We start from the raw sequence: 16,107 nt of genomic DNA, 5'->3' as shown, positions 1-16,107 counted from the left end.
CATGGCTATTGTCAACATTGATGGCTTATCAGTTGTTCAACCCAATTGGTTAGCACCTAAAAACATCAAAGCTTTTACCACAACACGATTGGGTGGTAAAAGCACTGAACCATTTGACTCTTTTAATCTAGGCTTAAATGTTGACACAGACAGAGAAGCCACAATCAGCAATCGTGAACAATTGGTTCAAGCATTAAAACTGCCTGAACCACCAAGATGGGTTTCACAAACTCATAGCACGATTGTTCATGATGCAAGTAAAATAGAGGCAATATGTGAGGCAGATGCAACCTTTACGACAGAATCTAATCAAGTGTGCGCTGTACTAACCGCAGATTGCTTACCTATTTTACTCACCAATCAACAAGGTTCTTTTGTCGCAGCCATTCATGCTGGCTGGCGAGGTTTATTGAATGGTATTTTAGAAAATACTTTAAAGTCATCACCATTAGTGGATGAGACAACTATCGCTTGGCTAGCACCTGCCATTTCACAGAAAGCTTTTGAAGTTGGCCCTGAAGTTAAAGAGGCATTTTTGGACAGTGATCCAAATTATGCCGAGCATTTTATCCCAAGTCAGCGTGAACATCATTTCTTTGCGGATTTATACGGCATTGCACGTAAGAAGCTTGAAAAATTTGGTTTAGCAAAACATCAGATTTCAGGTGGAGATTATTGCACATACAGTGATACTGAACATTTTTACTCTTATCGCAGAGATGGTAAAGACTCAGGTCGCCAAGCAACTTTGATTTGGATGGAAGGATAATTTTATAAAATTCATATGCCAATACAGATTACGCTAAACGCATGCATCAATATGATTGGGTGACTGTATAAAAACTCAACACCTGTTTTATTCTTTGAATGTCGTAATTATTTCTTTCAGAATTTTTTCTGAAAACCGTGTAGAATTCACGTTATTTAACTCACAAGTTTTTATTATTTGAATTTTATGACAACCACCGAATTATCCCCTTCTAAGACTTTCTACATCCAAACGCAAGGCTGCCAAATGAATGAGTACGACTCAAATAAAATGGCAGATAGCTTAAAAGTATTTTGCAAATTGGATAAAACTGATGACGTTCAAAAAGCTGACGTGATCATTTTAAACACATGTTCCATTCGTGAAAAAGCGCAAGAGAAAGTATTCTCTGAATTAGGCCGTTGGCGCGAATTGAAAGCTGCAAATCCAAACATTGTGATTTGTGTTGGTGGCTGTGTTGCAAGTCAAGAAGGTGAATTGATCCGTAAACGCGCACCTTATGTAGACATTGTGTTTGGACCACAAACATTACACCGATTACCAAAAATGTTGAATGATGTTTGGAAAGGTAACGGCGCACAAGTGGATGTTACATTCCCTGAAATTGAAAAATTCGACCATTTGCCAGAGCCTCGTGCAGAAGGCCCTTCTGCATTTGTATCCATTATGGAAGGTTGCAACAAATACTGCTCTTTCTGTATCGTGCCTTATACACGCGGCGAAGAAATTTCTCGTCCTGTATTAGATGTTATTGGTGAAATTTCTGTATTGGCAGAACAAGGTGTAAAAGAGATCAATCTTTTAGGTCAAAATGTCAACGATTATCAAGGTGAAATGCCTGATGAATCCATTTGTGATCTTGCATTGTTAATCGAATACGTTGCTAAAGTTGAAGGCATCGAACGTATTCGCTTCACGACATCTCATCCCATTGCTTTCTCTGATCGTTTGATCGAAGTTTATGGTCGCGTGCCAGAATTAGTGTCTCATCTACACTTGCCGATTCAATCGGGTTCAGACAAGATATTGATGGCCATGAAACGCAATCACACTGCTCTTGAGTACAAATCAAAAATCCGTAAATTACAAAAAGTCCGTCCAGATATCTCGCTATCTACAGACATCATCGTGGGCTTCCCTGGTGAAACAGCTGAAGATTTTGAAAGAACCATGGATTTGGTCAAAGAGTTGAATTATGACATGTCATTCAGCTTCATCTACTCTCCTCGCCCTGGAACACCTGCATCTTCTTTACCTGATGATGTTTCAATGGAAGAGAAAAAAGAACGTTTAGCACGTTTACAAGCTCAAATCACTTCGCAAGTGAATGCAATTTCTGAAGGCATGGTTGGCACAACTCAACGCATTTTAGTGAATCGTCCTTCTAGAAATGATCCAAAGATTTTGGCAGGTCGCACAGAAAATAATCGCGTTGTTAATTTTGAAGGACCAGAAGAACTCATTGGCCAATTCTGTAATGTTGTGATCACAGAAGCTTTGCCGAACTCTTTACGTGGCCGCCTAGTTTTAGAACCATCTAAATAACCCATTGATAAAAATATAGGAAGGATATTCATGAAAATTCAACCCGTTTCATATCAATTAAGTAGTGAAGAAATTCAGTCAATAGAAACTGATATTTTAGTTGTTAACTGCTATGAAGAAGAGCTTTCACCTGATGCAAAAGCCTTAGATGTCGCAATGAATGGTGAATTACAAGCATTACTAGATTCTGGTGAAATCACTGGAAAAACAGGTTCAATTTTCCCTATTTTCAAACCTGCAAACCTAAAAGCACGTTATCTATTAATGATTGGCTTTGGCGCACGAGAAAAAGCATCCATCGAAACATTAAGCAAAGCTGTTGAAGCTGCAACTCAATGGGCTAAAAAAACGCCTGCAACGAATATTACATTCTCAATTTTAAGCAACTGCGGTAGAAAAACTTATTCTATTCCAAAAATCATTGAAACCATCAGTCATGCAACCTATACATTCAATGATTATAAGAGCACAAAAGATGAACAGCATGCGCAAACTTACAACATCAATGTCTCTACAGTGACTGAAGAAGTTCAAAGTGCTTTTGCATATGGCTTGGCATTGGAAAAAGGCGTGGATCTCGCAAAAGATTTAGGCAATACACCTGCTAATCATTTAACACCAACAGATTTGTCTGATGTTGCAGACAACTTGGCACGTAAATATGATGATCTTCATTGCAAGATTTTAAATGATAGCGATATTAAACGCTTAGGCATGGGAGCGATTACTGCTGTTTCTCAAGGCAGTATTGAAGCGCCTAACTTTATCGTTTTAGAATATCATGGCGCTGATGATCGTGAAGCTGCACCCATTGTTTTAGTTGGTAAAGGCGTTACTTTTGACTCAGGTGGTATTTCATTAAAACCAGGCGCAGGCATGGATGAAATGAAGTATGACATGTGCGGTGCTGCAACAGTTTTAGGCACAATGCAATCTATTGCTGAATTAGAATTATCCATCAATGTCGTTGCATTGATCCCAGCTGTTGAGAATATGCCATCAGGCTCTGCTATTAAACCTGGTGATGTTGTGACATCAATGTCAGGTAAAACGATTGAAATCTTGAACACAGATGCTGAAGGCCGCTTGATTTTATGTGATGCATTAACTTATGCAGAACAGTATGAGCCAAAAGCCGTCATCAATGTTGCGACATTAACGGGTGCAATCATTGTTGCGTTGGGCCATATCCCAACAGGTTTATTTGCTAACAATCAAGCATTAGCTGATCAAATCATCGAAAGCAGTCAAGCAACTTCTGACCGAGTATGGCAGCTACCAATTTGGGATGATTATCAATCACAACTAGATAGCCCATTTGCGGACATTGCTAATATTGGTGGTGGTCGAGCTGGTGGATCTATCACAGCTGCATGTTTCTTATCACGCTTTACTGAAAAATATGCGTGGGCTCATTTAGACATCGCAGGTACAGCATGGAATTCAACAGGTGCAAATAAAGGTGCAACAGGCCGACCTGTTGGCTTATTACTTGATTACATTTATAAACAAAGTAAAGCGTAATTATCTGATAAATTATTAATATTACTCAATTTAATGTTTTTGTGGCTATAGTACTATAGCCACTCAATTTAGTGTCAATGCCCATTTAATAATCAAGGAGAAAATAATGGCTATTCGTGTTGGAATTAATGGATTTGGACGTATTGGTCGTTTTGTTATGCGTTTAGCACTTGAGCGCAATGATATTGAAGTTGTTGGTATTAACGACTTAATCGATGTTGATTACATGGCATACATGTTGAAATATGACTCAACTCATGGCCGTTTCAAAGGTACAGTTGAAGTTAAAGACGGTCAATTGATCGTTAATGGTAAAGCTATTCGTACAACAGCTGAAAGAGATCCTGCAAACTTGAACTGGGGCGACATCAATGTTGACGTTGTTGTAGAAGGCACAGGTATTTTCTTAACAGATGAAACTGCACGTAAACACATCACAGCTGGTGCTAAAAAAGTTGTCTTAACTGGCCCTTCTAAAGATGCAACACCAATGTTCGTTATGGGTGTTAACCATGAAACTTACGCAGGCCAAGATATCGTTTCTAATGCATCTTGTACAACAAACTGTTTAGCACCAATTGCTAAAGTGTTAAACGACAACTGGGGCATCACTGAAGGTTTGATGACAACAGTTCATGCAACAACAGCAACACAAAAAACTGTAGATGCACCATCTTCTAAAGATTGGCGCGGTGGTCGTGGTGCGGCTCAAAACATCATCCCATCATCAACAGGTGCAGCTAAAGCTGTGGGTAAAGTCATTCCTGAGTTGAATGGCAAATTAACAGGCATGTCTTTCCGTGTACCTACACCAGATGTTTCAGTGGTTGACTTAACAGTTAACTTAGCAAAACCAGCGACTTACGCTGAAATTTGCGAAAAGATGAAAGCAGAATCAGAAGGTGCTTTAAAAGGCATTTTAGGCTACACAGAAGATGCTGTAGTTTCTACAGATTTCTTAGGTGAAACATGCACTTCAGTTTTTGATGCGAAAGCAGGTATCGCTTTAACAGATAAATTCGTTAAAGTCGTTGCTTGGTACGATAATGAAATCGGCTACTCAGCTAAAGTATTAGATTTAGTGGCACATATTTCTAAATAATTACGTTACTTAATTAATATTATTAATATTCAAAAGCTCCATTATGGAGCTTTTTTTGTTATAAAAATGTAAGTAAAATGTAATGAAATGAGAAAGAGTCGATCAAGCTATATTATCAAGGCATTTTTAATGGTAATATCCTATACTGATAGGCATTTAATGAAACACATCTATTTACAAAAAGGAGATCACATGTATAAAAAAATCCTATTAGCTGTTGATGGTTCTGAAAATTCACTTCGTGCAACAGAGGAAGCTGCAAAATTAGCAAAAACGGAATCTGATTCTATTGTTGATATTTTATATGTCAATGTTCCACCTAAAACAGCTCGTGAAATTTTATTGGAACCTTCTAAAGAAGAGCAAGACAAGGCACGTCAAGCACGTATTTCACCTGTTGAAAAAATTCTCAATGACGCAGGCGTTAAAAACAAAGTTTCAATCGTTACGGGCGAAGCATCACCAACGATCATTCAACACGCAAAAACAACAGAAGCTGAGATTATCGTCATTGGCAGCCGTGGTTTAAATGCTGTACAAAAATTTGTATTGGGCGGCGTTAGTAATGAAGTTGTTCAAAAAGCAACCGTGCCTGTATTATTAGTTAAGTAATCATTTTTACTACTACAATAACAAAAGCCCCTTTTCACAGGGGCTTATGATTATCTAGCAAACTTCATATTGAGCCACGAGATATTCTCTAATCTCTTTTAATGCTTTCATTTGAACACGGCGAACTTTCTCACTCGTCATATTTAATAACTGCCCTACTTCTGCATATGTTTTAGCCATATCATCACGTAGACCAAATCGTTCAACAATGACATCTCTCGCATCTTTATCTAAAATACGTAAACCTTGCTCCAAAGTATTCAAGAGAGAATCTTCTTCCATCATACCTAAAGCATCATCCGTTCTATTTTCACTGGACAATGTATCTAACAATGAACCTTGATCATCGTTCACTTCCATATCTAACGATAAAATCATTTCATTCTCGATCAATAAAGACTCTACTTCATCAATCGTTTTATCACAAGCTTCTGCAATTTCTGCATATGTCGGCTCTCTATTTAATGTTGCCGCTAACTCTCTTTGGACTTTCAACACTCGATTAATTGCTTTATGCAAATGTATTGGTAAACGCACCGCTCTACCTGTATTCATGATGTCACGTTCAATGGCATGACGAATCCACCAAACAGCATATGTTGAAAATCGATAATTCATATCAGGATCAAATTTTTCAACTGCTTGCATCAAGCCTAAATTCCCCTCAGCAATCAAGTCAGCTAAAGAGACATCTCTATTACTGTAACGCTTCGCTACAGCAATGACTAATCGCAAGTTACTTTCAATCATCTTTTGGCGTGCTTTTTCATCGCCCTGCTGAACCAAATGAGCAAGCTCTTTCTCTTCATCCGCTGTTAATAACTCATTATTGGATAATTCGCTAAAATACATACTTAAAGAATCAGACATATCTATATTGCTGTTTTTATCATAATTGGTCATGATATTAGAAAATTCTTCATTAGATTCATTGAAATGATCATGAGGAATCTCGTTATCAAATTCACTATGTAAACCCTGCTTACTCATTGGTAACCCTTTTAATATTTATATTCATTCACTTTCTCTGCGGGGCTCATAGTATAATCAATGACATATTAGAGAAAATAAAAAACACTTATCATGATGATTTATAATTTTTATAATATACTGATTATCATTAAAATATACTTAATTCTCTACATTATAAATATTAATAATAATTTCTTTTCACAAATAAACTTTTTGACTACATTTAAATATATCTTTAAATGAAAACAATGCATTGAATAACTGATTAAATGGTAATAACCACAAAATGTAAATAAAAGAAAATTTACATTAGAATAATTCTTATAATATGAGAATTTTTATTAACTTTTTTAAGCAATCACCATAAAACGCAATATGTACAATATTTGTACACTAATTTGGTCAAATTTTTCAGCAGAGATATAAATTTGGGTTCAAAGATTCTACCAATATTTCAAAAACACATTTTGAGATAGATCAAATATTTTTAACCTTAATGTAAGGTTAGTACATTATTTTTAAATTGGTGATCGAATTTTATACAGTGCAAATTTTTGTTCATCATACTGATTGGTAAATTCAATGCTAGTAGCACAATCAATAATATAGCGCTGATCTTTTAAATTTGGTGACGTTTCATAAATCACATTATTGGCTTTCCCCATTACTAAAGACCAATTCTGCTCAGCAACAACATTAATTACATCATGTTCTTTCACCATATTTTGTAAGTATAGTTCAATAATCGCAGGAATTTCATCGGCAGATAAAATCATGACTTTATTTTCTCCGCTACCTGGGAATTTCCCCGAATAAGCGCGATATTGATTCGTGGCCAAAATAAACTCAGCATCATCTGCAATGGGCTGACCTTGATAAGTTACATCAGAAATGCGCTCACTCTCTGGATTCACCAAGACACAATCACCATTGTAACGGCGAGGATGACGAGCATCCACGATATATCGCAATCCACCTTTAATCACATCGCGATTATAACCACGATGGCTTCGCCAATTAATGAGATATTGCTCATCATCATTTTCGTGAATCTGATAATAGATACTGTTGGCACATTCGAGCCATTCTTTCAGCTCTCTGCCTGTCACTTTAATCAAAGCCAATTGATTATTAAAAGGATAGAGATCCGCAACATTTTTGAAAGTGAATACGCCCTGCTCAATCCACGTGAAATCATAAGGCGCATTCTTTCGCCCGCCCACTTTAAAAGCAGGCACAGCGCTCAATAAAGGTAGATCAGAATATTCAGATTGATCCAATTCTTGCAATAACTGCTTGGCATACCAAAGCTGCGCATCTGCGACCAATTGCGTACAAGCATCATCTTGAATTAAAGACAGAGAACTTGAAAACAGCGTATGATTTTGCCCAATTGGTGCATTCATTCGCTCTTTAGTGAGCTCATGCGCAGGTTCTATGAGTTGAAACAATGGTGATTGAAATTGCTCACGTTGTTGATTCTCTATCAGCGATGCTGAACTCTGAATAATTTTCCATTGTTGATCACAATATTCTAGGTCAAAATCTATCACACCCAAATATTGCCCAAATGAACCCGCCATTACAATCGGCAGATCAAAATAGTGTTTATGATCTGGAAAAACACTATGCGCATGCCCTGCAACAATGGCATCTATACCCTCAACTTCTGCTAAAAACTGAATGACATTTTCAGCACCTAATTCATAAGGCCGAGTTGCAAAACCTGAATGTGCCAACACAATGATTAAATCAGCACCTTCTGAACGCATTTTAGGAATATAAAACTCGATCGTTTTGATAATATCGTTCACATACAGTTCTGCATTATTTTCTGCATAATCTGCAAAAACTTTATGATTCCACATCGTTACTTGTGGCGGTAAAGCACCAATCACACCAATTTTTATAGCATTAACTTCACCTGAAGCCAGTGTGATTGCTTTATCTAAAATCACATAAGGCTGAACCCAAGATTGGTTATGATCATCCACAATATTGGCATTCACAATAGGATATTGAATATCGCCTATCATCTTTTCTAAAAATTCTATGCCAAAATCAAACTCGTGATTACCCAATGTTCCCACATCATATTTCAGCTCATTCATAATGCGAACAATGGGATGCATATTTTCTAAAGAGTAATCACGCAGATAATTGCCAATGGGATTACCTTGCAGAAAATCACCATTATCCATCAATAATGTATTAGGATGCTTTGTACGAATATCTTGAATCACATCAGCCAAACCAATTAAACCAAAATCCGCCAAAACATCATCACGATAGTAATCATAATGCGTGACATGTGCATGAAGATCTGTCGTTGCTAAAACTTTTAATTGGGCATGCTGTTTATTCAAAATATCCTCATTCATCAATAATAATTTTATTACTTACTGTATAACAAAACCGCCCGAAGGCGGTTTCAAAACTACTTATGATTGCTCACTTAATGTCGCCAACATATCTGCTTGGTGCTCTTGGATCAATGGTTCGATCACTTGATCCAAATCGCCGCCTGTCACATCTTCCAACTTATACAATGTTAAGTTAATGCGATGATCTGTGATACGACCTTGCGGATAGTTATAAGTACGGATGCGCTCAGAACGATCACCTGAACCAACTAAACTACGGCGGCTATCGCTCATTGCTTTCTGCTCTTTCTCGCGTTCAGCTTCCAACAAACGTGATGCCAATAAGCTCATCGCACGTGCACGGTTTTTATGCTGTGAACGCTCATCTTGACATTCAACAACTGTGCCTGTTGGAATATGAGTAATACGAATTGCAGAGTCAGTTTTATTAACGTGCTGACCACCTGCGCCTGACGCACGGAAAGTATCCACTTTCAAATCCGCAGGGTTAATATTCACAACTTCAGTTTCAGGTACTTCTGGCAAAATCGCAACTGTTGCAGCTGATGTATGAACACGGCCTTGAGATTCTGTTTCTGGTACACGTTGAACACGATGCGCACCTGATTCAAACTTCAAGCGAGAATAAGCACCATGACCAATCACACGCGCAATGATTTCTTTAAAACCACCATGTTCACCACGATTCTCAGAAATAATTTCAACCTGCCAACGACGCTCTTCAGCATAACGTGCATACATATTGAATAAATCACCAGCAAAGATCGCTGCTTCATCACCGCCTGTACCTGCACGAACTTCTAAGAAGATATTACTATCATCATTAGGATCTTTAGGTAATAACAAAATCTGCAAATTCTTTTCTAATTCTTCTTGGCGCGTTTGTAATAATGGCAACTCTTCTCTGGCCATTTCTTTCAACTCTGCATCGCCACTGTCTAGCATTTCTTTTGCTTCAGTTAAGTTAAATTCATTCGTTTTCCATGCTGTGAATTCATCCACAACAGGTGATAATTGTGCGTATTCTTGAGAAAGCTCGCGAAATTTATTTTGATTGCTGATAACATCAGGCTCAGATAGTAAAACGCCGACTTCTTGATGGCGCTCAATCAACTGATCTAATTTAAGGATGATCGATGGATTCATAAAGTTCTACTATATTATTCTAGAAATAGATAAAATGGTTATTATCGCAAAATATTCGCACTTCGTGTACCCGATAGGACAAAATTTATGAAATGGCTACATGCTTTCTTAGCTTTTATGGCTGGAATAGTTTTTTACTTCAGTTATCACTTATGGTTTGATGAAGAACAAGGCGTTCATGCCATTAGTAATTTAGAGCAGAAAATTACAGATCTTGAAGCACATAACAAAAAGTTAGAAGAGCGTAATAACTCACTAGAAGTCACAATTTCTAGCCTAAAAAATGATGCTAACTCACAAGAAGAATTAGCACGATATAAATTAGGTTTTATCCAAGAAGATGAAACCTTCTATCAAATTCTCCCAGAGGAAGAAGAGAATGCAAATGAAAAATAAGCCAATATTCATCGGCATAGCAACCTGTTTTTTGATTGGCATTGTGGCGCTCTTTTTAGGTAGAAGCTTCCCATTAATTGGCGGTGCAGTTTTTGGTATTAGTATTGGCATTGCTTTAAATGCACTATTTTCCAAACAATCCGAAGCCATCAGCATTGGCACCAGTTTTACTGGCAAAAAATTCTTACATTACGCGATCATTTTATTGGGCTTTGAAATGAGCATATCTGATGTTGTCAGCGTTGGCTTAAGCTCGTTATGGATCATGTTATTCACACTATTGGCAACCTTCATCACAGCTTACATTGTAGCAAAGTCTTTAAAAATAGATTTTGTGACAGGTACATTGATCGGCGTTGGCACAAGCATTTGTGGCGGTTCAGCCATCGCAGCAACGGCGCCTGTTGTCAATGCTAATAATCAACAAATATCTTATGCCATTGCCACAATATTTTTATTCAACATCATCGCTGTTTTTATCTTCCCTGCTTTAGGTCATATGCTAAACATGAGCAATGAAGCTTTTGGTATTTGGGCTGGCACTGCGATTAACGATACTTCTTCTGTATTGGCTGCTGCTTATTCTTATAGCGATGAATCAGGGGCTTTAGCAACGATTGTTAAACTTACGCGCACATTAATGATCATCCCAATCACATTTGGTTTATCGCTTTACATGGTCAAAGCACAAACTGAAAATACTGACTATAAATTCAAGATTACTAAAGCTGTGCCTTATTTCATTACTGGCTTTGTCATCACATCCATCATCAACTCTTTAGGCATTATTCCAATCAATATTACAAGCGTCTTAGCTTCATTTGGTAAATTTCTCATCATCGTTGCGATGGTTGGCATTGGTTTAAATACTGATTTAGTCAAACTACTTAAAAATGGTATTAAGCCCATCATCATGGGTTTAATCTGCTGGACTGTATTATCAATCGTTGCTTTAATTGTGATGTATTTTATGGGCTATATTTAATCATAAAGGAAAATATCATGCGCCGTTATCTATACACAATTGCTCTTTTGATCATTGCTATCCTTATAACAATTACTGATGCAGAATCTCTGCAAGATGGTGATATTATTTTCCAAACTTCTCAATCATCACAAAGCCAAGCCATACAACTTGTAACGAAATCCAAATATTCGCATATGGGGATTATCTTTCATAAAAAAGGTCAGCCTTATGTTTTTGAAGCTATTCAACCAGTTAAACCAACGCCTTTAAGAGAATGGATTAATCGTGGCGAAAAAGGGCATTATGTTGTTAAGCGCTTAAAAAATTCAAAAGAAGTGCTCACACCACACAATAAATTGAAAATGCAGAAAATTGCCCAAGGTTTTCTAGGCAAGCCTTATGATCTGACTTTTGAATGGAATGATCAAAAAATGTATTGCTCTGAAATCGTCTGGAAAATCTATCAACGCGCAACAGGCATTGAGATTGGTACATTAGAACGTTTAGGAGATTTTGATTTATCTCATCCCATCGTGCAACAAAAAATCAAAGAGCGTTATGGCAACAATATTCCCATGAATGAAACAGTGATTAGCCCTCAATCAATGTTTGAGAGCCCATTGTTGGAAACTGTGATTCAGGAATAAATTAAACAAATTTTATGCACACACAAAAACTATTTATTATTTATCTGCTCTAGAAATAAAGCTAATATCGTTAAAATTATTAACCATCAATAATCCAACATCAGAAGTATTAATTAATATTCCTTCATTATACATACCCCAATCTTCTTTAGAGAACCCTTCTCCATATTGCTGCTCATCAAAAATACAAACAATTACACCTTTCAGTTCATCTACACTAACTAAATCCTCTAGTTTCATGATAACATTAGTACCAATGTATTTCATTTAGTTCCCTCAAATAACAAATTAATTATCGATTAGGTCTTTTTTATTCTCACTTAAAATTTCAATAAATAAATCTAAAGGCACTTTTGGTGCATCTTTTTTATTCAAATAAAAAATATCAGAATAAAATTCTATATCGATATTCTTACTGCCACGTTCTTTATCAAGGCGACAAATCATTTGGTCTTCAAAAGCTATTTCTATAAACAAATTTTCAGAATCCACTCTACTCACAAAATCTATTCTAAATTTATCTTTCATCGATCATCTCCTTAAACTCAATTTCTTTTAGAGGCTAAAATCATATTTAAAATATCCTTTTTTAATCATTTATAATTATTTTGCTAGAGCTTGATGAATAGTTTTCTTATCAGTGCTATCAGTATGATTTGTTTTATTTTTATCATTCTAAAACTAAAATTCATTATTGCCGCTTATTCTTTTGAAAAATAAAAAATATACCGTATATGCTAATAAGGGAATACTACCGTAATCTAATAATAAAGGTAACCACCAATAGAAACTGAATGGCTCACTGAACAAAATCAAGCCTATTGAAACTACCACCACCAAAACTTGGAATAATAGACGAATGTTTCTTATGAACAAAGCATAATAGAGAATCAGCCAATTGATAATTATAAGAAATACGCCTATTAATACCAAACATATATTCCTAATCACAATAAATCCTGCCATATAATATAAAGAACTAACTCGAAAAATCCGTACTCACAAAGTATTTATAGCGCATGCCAGGTGCTAAAAACTGCGCAACACTAATAATATTATTGCGATCCCATGTTCTTCTTGTAATGTATAGACATGGTTCACCTGCGGGGATTTCTAATAAATCTGCATTAATTTCTGTGGCAGCCACAGCTTCAATCGTTTGTTCCATTCGACTTAAGCCATGTTTCTCTAACAAATAGCCACTTGGCGTTGTTTGTAAAAAATCCTGTTCAATGAAATTTGGCACAAAAATTGGATTCACATAACGCTTTTCAAGGATCAAAGGGTGCTCATTTTCATAATGTACCAAATGACAAAAATGCACGCTAGAACCTGTAAAAATCCCTAAACCCAACGCAACATTTTCATCCGCACTCACAACTTCCTGCGCCAAAACTTTAATAGAATGTTGATTACCACGCTTAGTGACTTCTAATGCAATATCCGTCACATTCGTTGCAGAAGCAGCAGCCTTTTCTGCTGTCACGAATGTTCCTTTACCTGGAATGCGCGTTAATACATTTTGCGATGTTAAATCTGTGATGGCACGATTCACCGTCATTCGGCTCACGTCAAACATTGCGGACAATTCTAATTCTGTTGGAATCTGTCCGCCTTGTTTAAATAAACCTGAGGTAATTCCGCTTAAGATGTAATTTTTTATATTTTTATATTTAGGAATTGCCATGGTGACTTTTTGCATAATTTCTCTTTAGCCAAATTAAGTTAATCAGTGATTTCCCTATTATTGCATACAACATAAAAGAAAGGTGCTAGATTTCAGTTTATCACCAAAACCTAGCACCTTTTTGTTTAGCTTATCTTGAGCCGATTTGCTATAAAAACTAATTATTTCTTAGTTTTCTCTGCAACAACACATTTAACCAATTCATCTGAAGGAATGTATGGCAATGTAATATGCCCTTTACCTGCGTAGTTTTTATTGTATTCTACGCTCGTTGCAATCGAATTAGGATTTCTCGCCCAGCTTCTTCTTGCAACGCCGCCCATAACATCCCACATCATTGCTGATTCAATGATTTTAGCAGCACGATCAGAACCGTCCAATACCATACCAAAACCACCATTAATGGATTTACCGATACCAACGCCGCCGCCATTATGCAATGCCACCAAACTCATGCCGCGTGCAGCATTACCCGCAAAACACTGAGTTGCCATATCAGCCATCACATTACTACCATCTTTAATGTTAGAAGTTTCGCGGAATGGTGAATCTGTACCAGAAACATCGTGATGATCACGCCCTAACATTACAGGGCCAATTTCACCATTTTTAACCATTTCATTGAAGCGCAATGCGATCTTTGTACGACCTTCAGCATCTTGATACAAGATTCTCGCTTGTGTACCCACAACCATTTTGTTCTTTTCCGCATCACGAATCCAGATCCAGTTATCACGATCTTGCCCGCGGCGATTAGGATCAATACAATCCATTGCAGCTTGGTCAGTTTTACGCAAATCTTCAGGATTGCCTGATAAACAAACCCAACGGAATGGACCATAACCGTAGTCAAACAATTCAGGGCCTAAGATATCTTCAACGTATGATGGATAGATAAAGCCATCTTTCTCATCGTAACCATTTTTAGACACTTCTGTCACGCCCGCATCATAAACTGATTTCAAGAAAGCATTACCATAATCAAAGAAATAAGAACCTTTTTCAGATAATTTCTGAATCATATCAAAGTGCTTACGCAATGAAGCATCCACTAAACTGATAAACTTCTCACGATCATTTGCCAACATTGCCGTTCTTTCTTCAAAAGAAACGCCTTGTGGACAATAACCACCATCATAAACGTTGTGGCAAGATGTTTGGTCAGATAATAAAGGAATGTGAATATTGTTTTCCACCGCATATTCCAATAGATCCACAATGTTACCGTGATAAGCGATAGAAATTGTCTCTTGTTTCTCTAAATATTCTTGTGCTGTATCAAATACTTCTTTTAAGTTGGAGCTTGCTAAAGAAACCCAACCTTGGTCCAAACGCGTTTGAATGCGTGAAAAATCCACTTCTGCAACGATACCAACACCATTTGCAATTTCGATTGCTTTGGGTTGAGCGCCACTCATGCCGCCCAAGCCACTTGTTACGAACAATACGCCTTTCAAATCCTGATCATCTTTCAAGCCCAATTTCAGACGGCCCGCGTTCAAAATTGTATTAAATGTACCATGCACAATCCCTTGTGGGCCGATGTACATCCAACCACCCGCTGTCATTTGACCATAGTTTGCAACACCCATTTGTTCAGCAATTTCCCAATCTTTTGGATTGTCAAACATACCGATCATCAATGAGTTTGTGATGATTACGCGCGGCGCATCTGGTTTAGATGGGAATAACCCCAAAGGATGACCTGATTGCACAACCAATGTTTGATCCTGCGTCATCACTTCCAGATATTTTTTAATGAGGCGATATTGCAACCAGTTTTGGCAAACTTGGCCAGTTTCACCATAAGTCACCAATTCGTATGGATACAAGCTGATTTCAAAGTCTAAATTGTTATCCATCATCACTTGCATGGATTTACCTTCAACACAAGCGCCTTTATATTCTTCTATGCCTTTACCATAAATACGGCCTTCAGGACGGAAACGATAAGCATAAATACGACCATAAGATACCAATTCTTCCATGAATTCAGGTGCTAATGTTTCATGCAACTCTTCTGGTACATAACGCAAAGCATTTTTCAAAGCCACTTCTGCTTGTGCTTGTGTTAGACGAAATCCACGATTGGGTGCACGGCGATACTGCGGATCAAATTCAGGATAATCAGGTAAAGTATTATCTAATTTAATTTCCATTGCTTGGGATACATCATAATTTGTTGTCATTTTATCCTCCTAAAGATTTCAATCAATTTCCATTTCATATTGTCTATACAAATATAAAGAAAAAATTCAGTTTGTCTAATAATAAAATTAGTTTAAATATTATTTTGCTTCAAAATCAATATAAACAATTGATATAAATAGAAATATTTTTTATCAAAAATAACATT

15 protein-coding genes are annotated in these 16,107 nt (G+C 36.8%); 8 read left to right on the top strand and 7 right to left on the bottom strand.

Annotation, left to right across the window (positions count from 1 at the left end; genetic code table 11):
- The first annotated feature begins 1 nt into the window (after nt 1).
- The 5 genes from pgeF (at nt 2) to ACA100_RS08480 (ending at nt 5,552) form a co-directional block, all read left to right on the top strand.
- The gene (gene pgeF, locus ACA100_RS08500) at nt 2–769 is read left to right on the top strand and encodes a peptidoglycan editing factor PgeF (RefSeq protein ID WP_481077276.1); all 768 of its coding nucleotides are present in this window, start codon (nt 2–4) and stop codon (nt 767–769) included.
- A 186-nt stretch (nt 770–955) separates the two neighbouring features.
- Complete coding sequence (miaB, locus tag ACA100_RS08495; protein WP_481077275.1) at nt 956–2,314, top strand: tRNA (N6-isopentenyl adenosine(37)-C2)-methylthiotransferase MiaB; 1,359 nt, start codon at nt 956–958, stop codon at nt 2,312–2,314.
- 30 nt (nt 2,315–2,344) lie between these two features.
- A complete protein-coding gene (locus tag ACA100_RS08490; protein ID WP_481077274.1) occupies nt 2,345–3,838 on the top strand; it encodes a leucyl aminopeptidase in 1,494 nt (497 codons plus the stop codon).
- Nucleotides 3,839–3,944: 106 nt separating this feature from the next.
- A complete protein-coding gene (gap, locus tag ACA100_RS08485) occupies nt 3,945–4,940 on the top strand; it encodes a type I glyceraldehyde-3-phosphate dehydrogenase (protein WP_481077273.1) in 996 nt (331 codons plus the stop codon).
- A gap of 192 nt (nt 4,941–5,132) precedes the next feature.
- Entirely contained in the window at nt 5,133–5,552 is a 420-nt protein-coding gene (locus tag ACA100_RS08480) for a universal stress protein (protein WP_481077272.1), read from the top strand.
- 54 nt (nt 5,553–5,606) lie between these two features.
- On the opposite strand, the gene ACA100_RS08475 is transcribed toward ACA100_RS08480, so the two are convergent.
- From ACA100_RS08475 to prfA, 3 genes are all read right to left on the bottom strand, one after another.
- Nucleotides 5,607–6,542, bottom strand: a complete 936-nt coding sequence (locus ACA100_RS08475; RefSeq protein ID WP_481077271.1) for a sigma-70 family RNA polymerase sigma factor — start codon at nt 6,540–6,542, stop codon at nt 5,607–5,609.
- A 500-nt stretch (nt 6,543–7,042) separates the two neighbouring features.
- The gene (locus ACA100_RS08470) at nt 7,043–8,890 is read right to left on the bottom strand and encodes a bifunctional 2',3'-cyclic-nucleotide 2'-phosphodiesterase/3'-nucleotidase (RefSeq protein WP_481077270.1); all 1,848 of its coding nucleotides are present in this window, start codon (nt 8,888–8,890) and stop codon (nt 7,043–7,045) included.
- 75 nt (nt 8,891–8,965) lie between these two features.
- Nucleotides 8,966–10,054 (bottom strand): peptide chain release factor 1, encoded by a 1,089-nt coding sequence (gene prfA / locus ACA100_RS08465; RefSeq protein ID WP_481077269.1) that lies wholly within the window; start codon nt 10,052–10,054, stop codon nt 8,966–8,968.
- Between the two features lie 87 nt (nt 10,055–10,141).
- Here prfA and ACA100_RS08460 point away from each other — a divergent pair, with 87 nt between their 5' ends.
- Genes ACA100_RS08460 through ACA100_RS08450 form a run of 3 tightly spaced genes read left to right on the top strand, consistent with a single transcriptional unit; the run spans nt 10,142 to nt 12,064 of the window.
- Complete coding sequence (locus ACA100_RS08460; RefSeq protein ID WP_481077268.1) at nt 10,142–10,450, top strand: FtsB family cell division protein; 309 nt, start codon at nt 10,142–10,144, stop codon at nt 10,448–10,450.
- Nucleotides 10,434–11,435, top strand: coding sequence for a YeiH family protein (locus ACA100_RS08455; RefSeq protein WP_481077267.1), 1,002 nt, complete (start codon nt 10,434–10,436; stop codon nt 11,433–11,435). The genes ACA100_RS08460 and ACA100_RS08455 overlap by 17 nt, the downstream gene beginning before the upstream one ends.
- A gap of 17 nt (nt 11,436–11,452) precedes the next feature.
- A complete protein-coding gene (locus ACA100_RS08450; protein WP_481077266.1) occupies nt 11,453–12,064 on the top strand; it encodes a YiiX family permuted papain-like enzyme in 612 nt (203 codons plus the stop codon).
- A gap of 36 nt (nt 12,065–12,100) precedes the next feature.
- Here the strand turns inward: ACA100_RS08450 and ACA100_RS08445 are convergent, their stop codons facing one another.
- From ACA100_RS08445 to ACA100_RS08430, 4 genes are all read right to left on the bottom strand, one after another.
- Complete coding sequence (locus tag ACA100_RS08445; RefSeq protein ID WP_481077265.1) at nt 12,101–12,331, bottom strand: hypothetical protein; 231 nt, start codon at nt 12,329–12,331, stop codon at nt 12,101–12,103.
- 21 nt (nt 12,332–12,352) lie between these two features.
- Nucleotides 12,353–12,592 carry a hypothetical protein gene (locus ACA100_RS08440; protein ID WP_481077264.1) on the bottom strand — a complete coding sequence of 80 codons (240 nt, stop codon included), beginning with the start codon at nt 12,590–12,592 and terminating at the stop codon, nt 12,353–12,355.
- A gap of 451 nt (nt 12,593–13,043) precedes the next feature.
- Nucleotides 13,044–13,766, bottom strand: coding sequence for a UTRA domain-containing protein (locus ACA100_RS08435; protein ID WP_481077263.1), 723 nt, complete (start codon nt 13,764–13,766; stop codon nt 13,044–13,046).
- 146 nt (nt 13,767–13,912) lie between these two features.
- Nucleotides 13,913–15,940 carry a urocanate hydratase gene (locus ACA100_RS08430; protein WP_481077262.1) on the bottom strand — a complete coding sequence of 676 codons (2,028 nt, stop codon included), beginning with the start codon at nt 15,938–15,940 and terminating at the stop codon, nt 13,913–13,915.
- Nucleotides 15,941–16,107: the final 167 nt, after the last annotated feature.

The organism is Wohlfahrtiimonas sp. XWW7, from assembly GCF_056716055.1.
This window is presented reverse-complemented; position numbering and strand designations above follow the sequence as displayed.

Coding starts and splice junctions, on each gene's coding strand:
- miaB (WP_481077275.1), top strand. CDS start 956: ATGACAACCACCGAATTATCCCCTTCTAAGACTTTCTACATCCAAACG.
- ACA100_RS08455 (WP_481077267.1), top strand. CDS start 10,434: ATGCAAATGAAAAATAAGCCAATATTCATCGGCATAGCAACCTGTTTT.
- ACA100_RS08440 (WP_481077264.1), bottom strand. CDS start 12,592: ATGAAAGATAAATTTAGAATAGATTTTGTGAGTAGAGTGGATTCTGAA.
- ACA100_RS08475 (WP_481077271.1), bottom strand. CDS start 6,542: ATGAGTAAGCAGGGTTTACATAGTGAATTTGATAACGAGATTCCTCAT.
- ACA100_RS08460 (WP_481077268.1), top strand. CDS start 10,142: ATGAAATGGCTACATGCTTTCTTAGCTTTTATGGCTGGAATAGTTTTT.
- gap (WP_481077273.1), top strand. CDS start 3,945: ATGGCTATTCGTGTTGGAATTAATGGATTTGGACGTATTGGTCGTTTT.
- prfA (WP_481077269.1), bottom strand. CDS start 10,054: ATGAATCCATCGATCATCCTTAAATTAGATCAGTTGATTGAGCGCCAT.
- ACA100_RS08480 (WP_481077272.1), top strand. CDS start 5,133: ATGTATAAAAAAATCCTATTAGCTGTTGATGGTTCTGAAAATTCACTT.
- ACA100_RS08490 (WP_481077274.1), top strand. CDS start 2,345: ATGAAAATTCAACCCGTTTCATATCAATTAAGTAGTGAAGAAATTCAG.
- ACA100_RS08435 (WP_481077263.1), bottom strand. CDS start 13,766: ATGCAAAAAGTCACCATGGCAATTCCTAAATATAAAAATATAAAAAAT.
- pgeF (WP_481077276.1), top strand. CDS start 2: ATGGCTATTGTCAACATTGATGGCTTATCAGTTGTTCAACCCAATTGG.
- ACA100_RS08450 (WP_481077266.1), top strand. CDS start 11,453: ATGCGCCGTTATCTATACACAATTGCTCTTTTGATCATTGCTATCCTT.
- ACA100_RS08430 (WP_481077262.1), bottom strand. CDS start 15,940: ATGACAACAAATTATGATGTATCCCAAGCAATGGAAATTAAATTAGAT.
- ACA100_RS08445 (WP_481077265.1), bottom strand. CDS start 12,331: ATGAAATACATTGGTACTAATGTTATCATGAAACTAGAGGATTTAGTT.